Raw genomic sequence first — 14,041 nt, 5'->3', positions numbered from 1 at the left:
ACAAATTTAATAGGCCTTAGTGTCTAAAGTTTTTCATTCATTATATAAAAAAAAATGATACACAGAATCATTAATTTTTCAGTAAATAACAAGCTGATTACGGGTGTTTTATTGGCGTTTTTTATTGTGTTTGGCATCTATTCGTTTACACAATTAAGTGTCGATGCATTGCCGGATGTAACCAATAATCAGGTTCAGGTAATAACCACGGCACCCAATTTGGCTACTCAGGAAGTAGAGCAATTTATCACTTATCCATTAGAAACCGAATTCAAATCATTGACAGATATGGTAGAATTGCGCAGTACGAGCCGTTCCGGTTTGTCTGTAATTACTATTGTTTTCAAGGACGATGTGCCGGTTAGTATTGCCAGACAGCGTGTTGATGAAAAGATAAAAATGGCAACGGATAATATTCCAAAGCAATATGGGATGCCCGAATTACTGCCACCGACTACCGGACTTGGAGAAATTTTTCAATACGTTTTGGTTCCCGAAAAAGGATACGAAGCCAAATACGATTTAACAGAATTGAGAACGATTCAGGATTGGATTGTAAGACGTCAATTGTTGGGGACTATTGGTGTTGTCGATGTAAGCAGCTTTGGAGGGAAATTAAAACAATACGAGGTTTCGGTAAAGCCCGATAGACTGGCGGCCAATAATCTTACGCTCATAGATGTTTTTGATGCGTTGCAGAATAACAACGAAAACACCGGAGGGAGTTATATAGACAAAGGACCCAATATTTATTTTATTCGGGGCGAAGGAATAATTCAAAATATTGATGACATTAATAACATTGTAGTCAAGAATAATTCTGGTGTTCCAATTTTGATAAAAGACATAGCCGAAGTTAAATTCGGGTTTGCTCCCCGTTACGGAGCAATGACCCGAAACGGAAGCGGTGAAACAGTAGGAGGTGTTGTCTTGATGCAAAAAGGAGAAAATGCCGTAAGGGTAATCGAACGCGTAAAAGAAAGGATGCAATCCATTGGAAAATCCTTGCCGAAAGGGGTAAAGATTGATTATTTTGTTGATAGAACCAAGCTTATTGAGAAAACAGTCAGCACCGTTTCGACTAACTTATTGGAAGGAGCGTTAATCGTAATATTAGTTTTGGTTTTGTTTTTGGGCAGTTTGCGTGCAGGTCTCATTGTGGCTTCTGTTATTCCCTTGGCGATGCTTTTTGCCATAATCATAATGAATCTTTTTGGACTGAGTGCCAATTTGATGAGTATGGGAGCATTGGATTTTGGGCTAATAGTCGATGGAGCTGTGATTGTCGTCGAGGCCACTTTGCATATTTTTTCCAAACATTATAAGAACAATGTGCTTTCTCAAAATAAGATGGACCATGAGGTAATAAAAAGTTCATCAAAAATTATGAGCAGTGCTATTTTTGGACAAATAATAATCCTGATTGTTTACATTCCCTTGTTTGTATTAAGTGGAGTTGAGGGAAAAATGTTTATGCCAATGGCTCAAACGGTAAGTTTTGCAATCTTTGGAGCATTATTACTTTCAATAACCTATGTTCCTTGGGCGAGCAGTATTTTTTTAAGCAAAAAAGTTAGTGATGCGCCAAATTTTACAGATCGGTTTATCAATAAATTAAACAATTTGTACCAACCGATTTTGGTTATTGCGCTAAAAAGAAAATTTGAAGTTATAGGTATTGCAGTTTTTTTATTCATTGCCTCATTATTTATTTTTAATTCATTGGGAGGTGAATTCATACCAGAATTGGACGAAGGTGATTTTGCGATGAATTACTCCATCAGGCAAGGAAGCAGTTTGTCGCAAAGTATCGAGGTTGGTACTCAATTGGAGAAATTGGCACTCACATTTCCAGAGGTGAAAGAAGTCGTGAGTAAAATAGGCACCAGCGAAATTCCCACCGATCCAATGCCGATAGAAAGCGCCGACATTATTATGGTTTTGAAAGATAAAAAGGATTGGACAACTGCCGATAATAAAGAAGAATTGGCCGAAAAAATGAATGAAAAATTAAGTCAGATTCCTGGTTGTAATTTGTCGTTTGAACAACCTATTCAGATGCGTTTCAATGAATTGATTGCAGGTGTAAAGTCAGACATTGCGATAAAAATTTATGGAGATGATTTGGATAAATTATTTTCCGAAGCCAATAAAGCGGTTCCAATTATTAGAGGAATTGAAGGTTTGGCAGATATCAAAGTAGAACAGGTTACCGGAATGCCTCAATTGGTCGTAAAATACAACCGTAACAAGATTGCTCAATACGGTTTGAACATTGCCGAAGTTAACCGGATTTTGAATACCGCATACGCCGGCGGAACGACAGGAGTAGTGTATGAAGGTGAGCGTAAATTTGATTTGGTTGTTCGTATTCCTAAAAACAGTGATACCGACATTGATGCTTTAAAATCATTATTGATTCCGATACCAAGTGGAAATCAAATTCCGCTGAACGAAGTGGCCGAAATTACTTTTAAAACGGCGCCTTCGCAAATAAGCCGAGAAGACGCGCAACGAAGAATTGTTATTGAGGCAAATGTGCGAGGGAGAGATGTTGAAAGTGTGGTTTTGGAAGTTCAAAAGAAACTCGAAGCCAAATTAAAATTACCAGAGGGTTATTTTATAAAATATGGTGGACAATTTCAAAACCTTCAGGAAGCCAAAGGAAGATTACAATTGGCTGTTCCTGTGGCGCTTTTGCTCATATTCTTTTTGCTCTTTGTGTCGTTTGGTTCGCTCAAGGAAGCCACGATAATTTTCTCGGCAATTCCTTTGGCTTCAATAGGGGGAGTTTTTGCTTTATGGACTCGGGGAATGAATTTCAGTATTTCGGCAGGAGTTGGTTTTATTGCACTTTTTGGTGTTGCAGTTCTTAACGGAATCGTGCTTATCAGTTATTATAATCAATTAAGAGACGAAGGCGAAGATAATTTACTGGAACGTATTTACAAAGGAAGCAGTGCTCGATTAAGACCTATTTTGGCGACTGCCACCGTAGCTTCATTGGGTTTCCTGCCCATGGCTTTGAGTACAAGTGCAGGTTCTGAGGTTCAAAAACCTTTGGCAACTGTAGTAATTGGCGGTTTGCTGACTTCAACCTTGCTAACTTTATTTGTATTACCCATTTTATATTATTTAGTGATGTCCTCGGGAAAAATAAAAATAAACCCGAAAATCACATCGATTGCTGTGTTGTTATTTAGTTGTTATTCTTTTAATGCAAAAGCCCAAAACAGCCCTTTGCAATTAAACGATGCTTTGCAATTTGCTCTGAAAAATTACCCAACAATGCAACAGGCGACTTTGCAAACAGAGCAACAACAAGTATTAACCAAAACAGCAACTATTCTCGATCCATTCAATATCAACAGTAATTTGGGGCAAATGAACAGTAAATTGTTTGATTATAATGTTGGAGTTGCTCAGGGCTTTAAATTGTCAAATAAAGCCGATCGGAATCTTTTGAATCAAAATGTAAATGTGGCCAAATCTTATGAAGCGGTTACCAAAAACGGATTGATTAAAAACGTTTCGAGTGCCTATTTTCTTTGGATTTACAATGTGCAGCAGTATAATTTGTTGCTTGAAATGGATACAGTTTTTTTAGAATATGAAAAATATGCCGATAAAAAATTTCAGGTTGGCGAAAGCAATAAACTTGAAAAAATAAACGCCACATTGCAACATAAAGATTTAAAAATGCAATTGACAGAGGTCAATACCCAAGTGTCTTTTTATTTGGCAGAATTGCAAAAATGGACAAAAAACAACTCCGATTATGTTGCTCCTGCAAAATACGAATTGTTGTCGGAAGTTAATTTGAAAGACAGTACATTGGTAAAGAGTCATCCTGTTTTACAGCTTTTGCAACAGCAAATAATTGCGAAAGAATTAGTAATAAAATCAGAAAAGGCGAAGAGAAATCCTTCATTTAATTTGGGGGTAAATGCACAAAGTTTAGACAAAGAAAGCCCTTTTTACTTTGGAAGTGTCGGCATTAATATTCCGTTGTTCCGAAACGGAATTGAAGCCAAAACGCAAGTAGCCAAATTAGAAACCGAAATAGCCAAAAAAGAATTAGAGAAGTCGCAACAAGAATTGTTAACCATTTATTTGCAACAATACCAATTGCAAAAGCAGTATGAAGAACAACTCAATTATTATAAAACGGAAGGACTTCCTATGGCAGAAACAATTATCAATTCGGCTCAGCGGCTTTATAAATCAGGGGATATTGGTTATATTGAATATACTCAAAACCTGAAAGACGCCAACAAAATCAAGAACGATTATTTGACTGCAATGAACAATTTCAATCAAACGATAATCAATATTCAATATTTATTAAATAAATAAAATACATCAATGAAAAATAACATAGTAATCATAATTTTTTCATTTCTAGGTTTAGTCTCTTGCAAAAAAAATGCGATTGAAGATACGGTTAAAAAGGACTCAAAGGAAGCAGTATCAGAAAAATCAGTTGTGACTTTTACGAACGAACAGATAAAAGCAATCGATTTGCAGTTAGGAAATTTTGAAAACAAAAACCTGACTACAACATTAAAAATTAACGGAAAATTATCATTGCCGCCACAGTACCAGGCACAGGTGAGTATTTTGACGGGAGGTGTTGTGAAGAATATTTTTGTACAGGAAGGTGAATTTGTAACGGCAGGGAAAACCTTGGCAACTATTGTAAACACAGAGGTTATACAACTACAACAGGATTATTTGGAAAATAATGCCAATCTTGTTTATTTGGAAAAAGAGTATCAGCGCCAAAAGGAATTGAGAGATGATAATATCAATGCGGGCAAAACCTACCAACAGGCGCAAAGAGAACTGCAAATCGCTCAGGCAAAGAAAGTGACATTGGGTTCAAAATTGAATCAGTTAGGAGTTAATGTCAGTAAGTTGTCATCAAAAAATATTGCGTCGAGTATTGCTATTTCAGCACCAATAAGTGGTTATATTCAACACATAAATTTGAGTATGGGTAAATATGCCGATGCTAATGCTGACTTGTTTGAAATTATTGACAATCGTTTCTTGCACTTGGATTTAAAAGTATTTGAGAAAGACATTCACAAAATAAAAATAGGGCAATCTATTACATTTAGCGATGCAAATGATGTGTCACATACTCATCCAGCCAAAATTTATGCGATAAACAAAGCATTCGAACCAAATGAACAAGCGGTCTTGGTTCATGCCAAGATAAACGAAATCACCGAAACCCTTTTGCCAGGAATGTATGTGGAGGCACGTGTCAAAATTGATAATACTAACACCATTGCATTGCCATCGGACGCTATTGTCAACAACGGCAGCGAACATTTTATTTTTATAACGATTGGAAAAAATAGGTTTCAGCAGATAAAGGTAAGAACAGGTGCCAGTGATTTAGGTTTTACTGAAGTTAAAACAATTGATCAGGTACCGGCTGATGCCAAAGTGGTTGTCAAAGGAGCTTATTATTTGTTATCAGAATTAACAAAAGGAAGCGGAGAAGAATAAAATATAACGCCAAGTTCACAAGGCTACCAAAAGGGCTTAGAGCTTTACGAACTTAGCGTAATTCTTTGTGAACTTTGTGGTAAAACAACTTTCTCTAAGTCAGGTGTGAGCTCTGAATAGTTAAATTTTAACTTTTATTTTATAATAATCCTTAGCATTCTCCTTAATTTCGTTTCACTTAAAAATTATACATGAAAATTGCAATTGTTTGTTATCCAACATTCGGAGGAAGTGGCGTTGTTGCTACAGAATTAGGTCTTGAATTGGCAAGAAGAGGACACGAAATCCATTTTATAACTTATAGCCAGCCAGTACGTTTAGCTTTGTTAAATCCCAATGTGCATTACCACGAAGTAATCGTTCCGGAGTATCCTTTGTTTCATTTTCAACCTTATGAATTGGCGCTTTCCAGCAAATTAGTTGATATGGTTAAGTTGCATAAAATTGAGGTTTTACACGTGCATTACGCAATTCCTCACGCTTATGCAGGTTATATGGCCAAGCAAATGCTCAAAGATGAAGGAATCGATATCCCGATGGTGACTACGCTTCACGGGACCGATATTACTTTGGTAGGTAGTCATCCTTTTTATAAACCGGCGGTAACTTTCAGTATCAATAAATCAGATTATGTGACTTCTGTTTCCCAAAGTTTGAAAGATGACACTCTGAAATTATTCAATATAAAAAATGAAATTCAGGTGATTCCGAATTTCATTGAATTAGACAAAAGTCAATATGACCCTAAAATTCCCTGTCAGCGCTCAGTTATGGCAAATGATAATGAAAGGATAATTACACACATCAGTAATTTCAGAAAAGTAAAGCGAATTCCAGATATTGTTAAAATATTTTATAAAATTCAGAAAGAAATTCCGGCGAAGTTAATGATGGTAGGTGATGGTCCCGAAAAGGAAAAAGCGGAGAAAATGTGTCGCAAATATGGTATACAGGACAAAGTGATATTTTTTGGGAACAGTAATGAAATTGACCGTATTTTATGCCTGACAGATTTGTTTCTTTTACCATCAGAGACCGAAAGTTTTGGATTGGCAGCATTAGAAGCTATGGCTTGTGGAGTTCCTGTAATATCAAGTAATTCTGGTGGTTTACCTGAAGTAAATATTGATGGTGTTTCGGGCTATTTGAGTGACGTTGGTGAAGTGGAGGAAATGGCACAAAACGCCTTGAAAATAATAAGGGAAGATAAAGTTCTTGCCGAGTTTAAAAAGAACGCTTTCCATGTTGCCGAAAGTTTCGACATAAAAAATATATTACCAATTTATGAGGATTTGTATCGAAAGGCGATTAATAAATACAAATAAGGGAGCAGTATTCGGCTGATTTTTTACACAATATTGTCATTTCGAGGAACGAGGAATCACAGTAAGTAACTCCGCAATCAAAATCACCAATCTTTGTCGAGCTTCTGTTGGAGATTCCTGCTCCGTCGGAATGACAAAACAGGTTGATATAACAAAAAAATCCATTCGTGCGAATGGATTTTTTGTTTGTTTTTAAATCGGAATAATGGGTACTATTATATTTTAGGCATTTGTATCCTTTCCATCCAAAAGATTTCTGATACCTGATAGCGCGGATTTTCAATCCGTGCCCGTAACGATTGGACACAAAAAAACTTTACCTGCTATACTTTGCGGGCACGGATTGCAAATCCGCGCTATCGGGTGTTCGTGCTACTTTACTCTCAAGGATATTCTTTTTCTAATAAGGATGTAAGGTTAACTGCTTCTTTTTTAAGGTGTTCCATGTTTTGTTCACAGTACATTTTATAAGAGAGTTCCAAATTATATAGATTATTGCTATATTCTTTAAGTAGAGCAACATCATTAGTTATTAACGGAACTGTTGTATTGGCTTTATTATCAAAAGCATACTGGTCAAAAATTTTATATGAAATATTATAAGTAAGTTGAAGATTACTCTGTATTTCAGTGGCGAATGCTTTTGCCATTGAAATGTGCTGATAGTATTTTGCGATGCTGTTCCGTACCTGCTCATTTTTTATGAAACGATAATCACCAGAACTATTAAGCTGGTCAAAAGTTTTAGAATCGTTAATTTGGGGATAAAAATTTTTCGAATTCTCATTTAATTGAAAAAGCTTATGCAGTGTTTGAGAATCTTTAGTCGGGGCATTCAAAAGAGTCAAAAGCAATGAATCTGCTCTACAAATACCTTTATTAAATTTTATTGATTGGGTCATCAAAGCCGTATCAGCTTTTAAATCCTGTATCAGTGAATGCATATACTCCACCTCTTTTTTATTTTCAACTAAATGCTCTCGATAGCTTTCTGCAAAAAAGCCAAGCGTTACAGCAAGAAAAATCATTACGAATTCAAGAAAATATTCTTTCCACTTTTTTGGTTTATGATGAAGGTCGGGATGATGATGTACTTCCATGTTTTCAGTTTCTTGGTTTGTATTGATGGCTACTGTTTCTAATGTTGCAATGGTTTCACCAGTACTATTTTCTGGTTGTGCATTCATGGAATTGTCTAAATGTTCTTCGTCTGTATTGTCTGGCATTTATTTTTGTTTGATTAAGTTATTAAACTGTTCGTTTTGCATGACCTGATAGCGCGGATTTGCAATCCGTGCCCGCAAAGTATAGCAGGTAAAGTTTTTTTTGTGTCCAATCGTTGTGGGCACGGATTGCAAATCCGCGCTATCGGGTTTGGTGGCTGGCAAATTATTTAGTTTTGATTATTCATTGTTTCTCTAATTTTGTCAATATATATAGATCTCACAATTACTGTTCCTGCTATAAAATCATGAATGGCTCTTTTTCTTTTGTTTGTTAAAAGAACTATGAATTCACTATAAATCCAAATATTAGAAACCCAAGTATAAATTAAAAAAAACGTTGGAGATAATGACATTAGATATTGTGAGCGTTTTAGCCAGCCTAAATTGTTAAATATAGTTTCATCGGCAGATAAAAGACATGAAGTCATCATTATAACACTTAATAAAGTTAGAACTAACAATACAGAATGTCTTAAAATTGCTTCTTTCCAATCAATAGATTCTCCGTTCAATTTAATTATTTTTATACCAGCTATTAATTTTCCGGGTGTACCTCCATACTTTTTAGTTAAATAAATATAATACCAAAGTCCAAAAACAAAATTTGGTATAAGCGTGTAGAAATAGATATCTTTTCCTAGTCCATTTAGATATAATATCAGCAGTATTACTGGCATCATAATGATTGTGTCTAAAAGAAGTGAGGCTAATCTAGCCCAAAATCCTGCATATAAGCTTCCGCTTATTCCGTCAATTTCTATTGGAGTTTGGTTTTCATTCATTTTAATTCTGTTTTTTTAGGTTTGTTTTAGGTTTAGTTTTTTCGAATGCTTGCCACCAACTTGTGAGTAATTTTGATAAAATAAGACTTATCTAATCAAAATTAAGGGCTTTGTCTGATAATTATCACGTTTTTACTTTATCAAATATAGAAAATAATAATCGCACTCAAATAAGATTTAAACTATACATTTTCAGTTTCAATAAAAGTTACTTTACATCGTCAAACCCAAATCAAAAAATAGTAATAATTTTAAGACTTAATCATTTATTTAGACAAATAATAATCGCATTTCCATTGATTTTGAACTCAATTATTGTGAAATATTAGTTGTTTATAATTTTTAGTTTAATTCATAAAACTTACATTTGCGTAAAATTTTATAAAATGGCAGGAAATAGTTACGGAACACTATATAGAATAACTACTTTTGGAGAATCACACGGAGAAGCATTGGGCGGAATCATAGACGGTTGCCCTTCCGGAATTCAATTAGATTTTGATGCTATTCAACTGGAAATGACCAGAAGAAAGCCAGGTCAATCCGCAATAGTTACCCAAAGAAAAGAACCGGACGAGGTTCAGTTTCTATCAGGAATTTTTGAAGGAAAAACTACGGGAACGCCTATCGGTTTCATTATCCCGAATACCAATCAAAAATCTGACGATTACTCCCATATCAAAGATAATTACAGACCTAGTCACGCCGATTATGTATATGAAAAGAAATATGGTGTGAGGGATTATAGAGGTGGAGGACGCAGTTCTGCACGCGAAACGGCCAGTAGAGTAGTGGCAGGTGCGATTGCAAAACAAATGCTTCCCGAAATCAAAATAAATGCATACGTTTCTTCGGTTGGACCAATATTTCTTGAAAAGCCTTATCAGGAATTGGATTTTTCGAAAATCGAAAGCAATCCTGTTCGTTGCCCTGACGAAAATTCAGCTGCTGAAATGGAAGAATACATTCGTCAAATTCGTAAAGATGGAGATACTGTCGGTGGAACCGTTACCTGCGTAATTCAAAACGTGCCTATCGGATTGGGAGAACCTGTATTTGACAAGCTACACGCCGAATTGGGAAAAGCGATGTTGTCTATCAATGCCGTAAAGGGTTTTGAATTCGGAAGTGGATTTGAAGGTGTAAAAATGAAAGGAAGCGAGCATAACGATTTATACAATCCTGACGGAACTACCCGAACCAATCGTTCTGGCGGAATACAAGGAGGTATAAGCAACGGAATGGATATTTATTTTCGTGTAGCTTTCAAACCGGTGGCTACTTTGATGCAAAAACAAGAGTCTTTGGATAATCAGGGAAATATTACAGAAATGACTGGAAAAGGACGTCATGATCCTTGTGTTGTTCCTCGTGCAGTGCCTATCGTTGAAGCGATGGCTGCAATTGTTTTGGCTGATTTTTATCTTTTGAATAAAACCTATTTATAACAACAAAACAGAATATTCCCTCGTATTTTGATAATTTAAAATTCAAATTAATTAAATGAATACAACTACAACCAAAAAGCCATCATTTTTGAGTGGCCTTACAGGTCAGATTCTTATAGCAATGGTTTTAGGCGCCATTTTGGGCGTGATCATTCATAATTCTGTTGCTGCCGAAAGTGCTCAGGGATTCAGCACTAAAATAAAAATGCTAGCCACTATTTTTATTAGGTTGGTTCAAATGATTATTGCACCATTGGTTTTTACAACTTTGGTGGTTGGAATAGCCAAATTGGGAGACATAAAAGCAGTAGGAAGAATTGGAGGGAGAGCTTTGATTTGGTTTTTTACAGCTTCTTTCATTTCATTGTTGATAGGAATGTTTTATGTGAATATTTTGGAGCCTGGAGTTGGCTTGAATCTATCGCATGTAGATATGGCATCCGTTTCGGATGTAACGGGAAAAACCCAAAGTTTGTCTTTCGAGAATTTTGTTGAACACATTGTACCCAAAAGTCTTTTTGAAGCAATGGCAACCAATGAGATTTTACAGATTGTTATATTTTCCATATTCTTTGGATTGGCCGCTGCATCATTGGGGGATCATTCAAAACCTATAATTGATTTTTTAGACAGAACTTCACATGTTGTTCTAAAAATGGTGAATTTTGTTATGAAATTTGCGCCAATAGGAGTTTTTGGGGCAATTGCAGGTGTGTTTTCTGTTCGTGATTTTCAGGATTTGGCTCTTACTTATTTCAAATATTTTGGTTCATTTTTAGTTGGTATTACTTCGCTATGGGGGATATTAATTCTGATTGGTTATATTTTTCTTGGCAAAAGAATAAAAACATTACTGAATCATATTATGAGCCCGCTGATTATTGCTTTTGGTACCACTAGTTCTGAGGCTGTTTTTCCAAAACTTACCGAAGAATTGGAGAAATTTGGTGTAAAAGACAAAATCGTTTCTTTTATGTTGCCGTTGGGTTATTCTTTTAATTTGGATGGGAGCATGATGTACATGACTTTTGCTGCAATTTTTATCGCACAAGCCTATGGAGTACATTTGGATTATCTTACACAATTTACAATGCTTTTCGTATTAATGCTTACCAGCAAAGGAATAGCTGGAGTTCCAAGAGCCAGTTTGGTGGTTGTGGCGGCTACTTGCGGTATGTTTAAGATCCCTGTAGAAGGAATTGCATTAATATTGCCAATAGACCATTTTTGTGATATGTTTAGAACCGCAACAAATGTTTTGGGTAATGCCTTGGCCACTTCAGTAGTTGGTCAATGGGAAGACAATAAAGAAATAGAAAATGAGTAAAAAAGAAGGGTAAAATTCTTTTTTTTAAATTTTTAAATATAATAAAAGCAGTTACAGGTCTAATGTAGCTGCTTTTTTAATTTATTGATACCAATGTTGTATTTATCTAAAATATTCTTAGTTTTTTGTGATATGTCTGTGGATTATAATGTATATTTGGTAAATATAATTACTATTTATGCCCCCAATGAGAGTAGTGTTATTTGTTCTTTTATGGTTTAATTTTTTTGGCTTTGCCTTGATTGGTCAGACACAATTGCCCAAAAAAAATGAAATTAATAAATTAACTTCACAAGCAGCCAAACTAAGGCAATCTGGTGATTTCGAGAAATCATTGTTGATTTCTAGATTGGCCTTGCAGAAATCTATCACCATTCATGACAATGTCCTTATTGCCAAAAATTACAATAATGTTGCGGCTAATTACAATGATTTAGTCGAATTTGACAAGGCTATTTTTTACTACAATAAAGGCTTAAATTATGCCAACTTCACCCAAAACGATTCGATAAAACAAAAAATCAACAACAATCTTGGAAATGTTTTTTGTTTTGAAAAAAAGAAATACGAAAAAGGAATCTATTATTTTAAAAAAGCACTTGAATACAGTGAGAAAATAAAGGATTCAGCTCAAATGGCATTTACTAATCTGAATATGACCTGGGCTTTTTTTGACATTGGTAAATTCAGAGAAGGTGAAAATAATTTAAAATTTATTAATTCCTATTATCAAAAATATCATAATGATGTGACAATTGTGGTGCTCAATATGCTAAATGGGATGTACTACAATTATAAAAATGAGAATGAAAAAGCTGAATTGTATTTTGAGGAAGCAATTCGTTTAGGCAAAAAAATGAATGAGAAATCAGATCTTTCTTTTTGTCATTTAGAGTTTTCTAAATTTTTATTAAAGCAAAAGGATTACAAAAGGGCTTATGAAAACCTGGAATTGTACACAAAACTCAATGAAGAAATTTATGCTGAAGAAAAGTTAGAAAAAGCCAATATTGAAGGTGTTAATCTTGAACTAGACGAATACAAACGTACTATTGATAAAATTGAAAACGAAAGGAATTTGCAATATCAAAGTCTGAAAAAATCAAGAATTATTGTGCTGCTTTTCATTCTTGCCATTTTTGTTCTGTTGCTTTTTCTGAATTCTTTGATTAAAAATAATAAGTTTAGGGTAAAATCGAATGCCGATTTGATGCTTGCCAATAAGAAATTAATCAAAGCCAATAAAAAAGCAGAAGAGTCGTCTAAATTGAAAACCCAGTTTGTTTCTACAATTAGCCATGAATTACGAACGCCATTGTACGGAGTTGTGGGGATTACTGATTTGCTATTGGAAGAACACAAAGAGCTCGCTTCTAGTCCGCATTTGAATTCCCTGAAATTTTCTGCTCGCTATTTGTTGTCTCTGGTTAATGATATTTTGCAGATAAATAAAATTGAAGAAAACAAAATTGTCTTAGAAGAATTTACTTTTAATCTGACAGATGAATTTTATATGATAAAAAATTCATTGTCTTTTATCGCCCAAAACAATAACAATAAGGTTTATATTGATGTTGATCCATCTATTCCCGAAAGTTTAATTGGAGATAAACTTCGATTTGCCCAAATCCTTATGAATTTGGTAAGTAATGCTCTGAAATTCACCAAAAATGGTGAAGTTAGATTAATAGCCAGACTTATTGAAATAAACAAAAATATGCATTGCATAGAGGTTAAAATTGCCGATACCGGAATAGGAATTGCTCCTCTGGATCAGGAAATAATATTCGATAAATTTGTTCAGGTAGGAAGAAAAGAAGTCGATTATCAAGGAACAGGATTGGGATTGCCGATAGTAAAAAGGCTATTGGAACTTTTTGGAAGCAAGATAACTGTTGAAAGTGAATTGGGCAGGGGAACAACCTTTACTTTTTGCATTAGCTTTGAGTGTAATCCTGTCAAGACTATTGAAATCATAAATAATATTCAGGTCGATTTGACTTCCAGTCAAGTCTTTAAAGTACTCGTTGTCGAGGATAACAGAATCAATCAGTTAATAACCAGAAAAATTATTGAAAAAAATAATTATTCCTGTATAGTGGTCGATGATGGATTTAAGGCCTTGGAAATTTTGGATAATGAGGAATTTGATGTCATTTTGATGGATATTAACATGCCTTTGATGAATGGTTTTGAAACCTCTAGAAGAATACGACAAAAGGGAATCGAAACTCCAATAATTGCATTGACAGCTTTTGATAAAAACGAAATAACTGAAGAGGCAATAGGGGTAGGAATAAATGATATTATAGTCAAACCTTTTGAAGCGATTCAGCTTTTTAAAATTATTAATTGTCTGATTTTGAAAACAAAAAAACTTGTTTAAATAATGCTTTTGTTTTTTTACCAATAT

8 protein-coding genes are annotated in these 14,041 nt (G+C 34.7%); 6 read left to right on the top strand and 2 right to left on the bottom strand.

What is annotated here, in order from left to right; genetic code table 11:
• Positions 1-54 precede the first annotated feature (54 nt).
• The 3 genes from EM308_RS13405 to bshA all read left to right on the top strand — a co-directional run bounded on the left by EM308_RS13405 (position 55) and on the right by bshA (position 6,845).
• Positions 55-4,356 (top strand): CusA/CzcA family heavy metal efflux RND transporter, encoded by a 4,302-nt coding sequence (locus EM308_RS13405; protein WP_035637840.1) that lies wholly within the window; start codon positions 55-57, stop codon positions 4,354-4,356.
• Positions 4,357-4,365: 9 nt separating this feature from the next.
• Positions 4,366-5,520, top strand: coding sequence for an efflux RND transporter periplasmic adaptor subunit (locus EM308_RS13400; RefSeq protein ID WP_035637838.1), 1,155 nt, complete (start codon positions 4,366-4,368; stop codon positions 5,518-5,520).
• 191 nt (positions 5,521-5,711) lie between these two features.
• On the top strand, positions 5,712-6,845 hold the full coding sequence (gene bshA / locus EM308_RS13395; protein WP_035637836.1) for an N-acetyl-alpha-D-glucosaminyl L-malate synthase BshA: 1,134 nt from the start codon (positions 5,712-5,714) through the stop codon (positions 6,843-6,845).
• Positions 6,846-7,228: 383 nt separating this feature from the next.
• On the opposite strand, the gene EM308_RS13385 is transcribed toward bshA, so the two are convergent.
• Together EM308_RS13385 and EM308_RS13380 are read right to left on the bottom strand one after the other, a co-directional pair.
• Positions 7,229-8,071, bottom strand: a complete 843-nt coding sequence (locus EM308_RS13385; protein ID WP_035637833.1) for a hypothetical protein — start codon at positions 8,069-8,071, stop codon at positions 7,229-7,231.
• 167 nt (positions 8,072-8,238) lie between these two features.
• On the bottom strand, positions 8,239-8,853 hold the full coding sequence (locus EM308_RS13380; protein WP_051877804.1) for an RDD family protein: 615 nt from the start codon (positions 8,851-8,853) through the stop codon (positions 8,239-8,241).
• 386 nt (positions 8,854-9,239) lie between these two features.
• On the opposite strand from EM308_RS13380, the gene aroC reads away from it, so the two are divergent.
• From aroC to EM308_RS13365, 3 genes are all read left to right on the top strand, one after another.
• A complete protein-coding gene (gene aroC, locus EM308_RS13375; RefSeq protein WP_035637831.1) occupies positions 9,240-10,301 on the top strand; it encodes a chorismate synthase in 1,062 nt (353 codons plus the stop codon).
• 55 nt (positions 10,302-10,356) lie between these two features.
• Entirely contained in the window at positions 10,357-11,628 is a 1,272-nt protein-coding gene (locus tag EM308_RS13370; protein WP_035637828.1) for a dicarboxylate/amino acid:cation symporter, read from the top strand.
• Positions 11,629-11,815: 187 nt separating this feature from the next.
• The gene (locus EM308_RS13365; RefSeq protein ID WP_231560019.1) at positions 11,816-14,014 is read left to right on the top strand and encodes a response regulator; all 2,199 of its coding nucleotides are present in this window, start codon (positions 11,816-11,818) and stop codon (positions 14,012-14,014) included.
• Positions 14,015-14,041 lie beyond the last annotated feature (27 nt).

It is taken from the genome of Flavobacterium gilvum, assembly GCF_001761465.1.
GTDB lineage: Bacteria > Bacteroidota > Bacteroidia > Flavobacteriales > Flavobacteriaceae > Flavobacterium > Flavobacterium gilvum.
The sequence above is the reverse complement of the archived record's forward strand: the minus strand, read 5'-3'. Positions and strand labels throughout refer to the sequence as shown.

Bases quoted from the DNA above. Each gene is read 5' to 3' on its own strand.
- bshA (WP_035637836.1), top strand. From the start codon at position 5,712: ATGAAAATTGCAATTGTTTGTTATCCAACATTCGGAGGAAGTGGCGTT.
- EM308_RS13370 (WP_035637828.1), top strand. From the start codon at position 10,357: ATGAATACAACTACAACCAAAAAGCCATCATTTTTGAGTGGCCTTACA.
- EM308_RS13400 (WP_035637838.1), top strand. From the start codon at position 4,366: ATGAAAAATAACATAGTAATCATAATTTTTTCATTTCTAGGTTTAGTC.
- aroC (WP_035637831.1), top strand. From the start codon at position 9,240: ATGGCAGGAAATAGTTACGGAACACTATATAGAATAACTACTTTTGGA.
- EM308_RS13405 (WP_035637840.1), top strand. From the start codon at position 55: ATGATACACAGAATCATTAATTTTTCAGTAAATAACAAGCTGATTACG.
- EM308_RS13365 (WP_231560019.1), top strand. From the start codon at position 11,816: ATGAGAGTAGTGTTATTTGTTCTTTTATGGTTTAATTTTTTTGGCTTT.
- EM308_RS13380 (WP_051877804.1), bottom strand. From the start codon at position 8,853: ATGAATGAAAACCAAACTCCAATAGAAATTGACGGAATAAGCGGAAGC.
- EM308_RS13385 (WP_035637833.1), bottom strand. From the start codon at position 8,071: ATGCCAGACAATACAGACGAAGAACATTTAGACAATTCCATGAATGCA.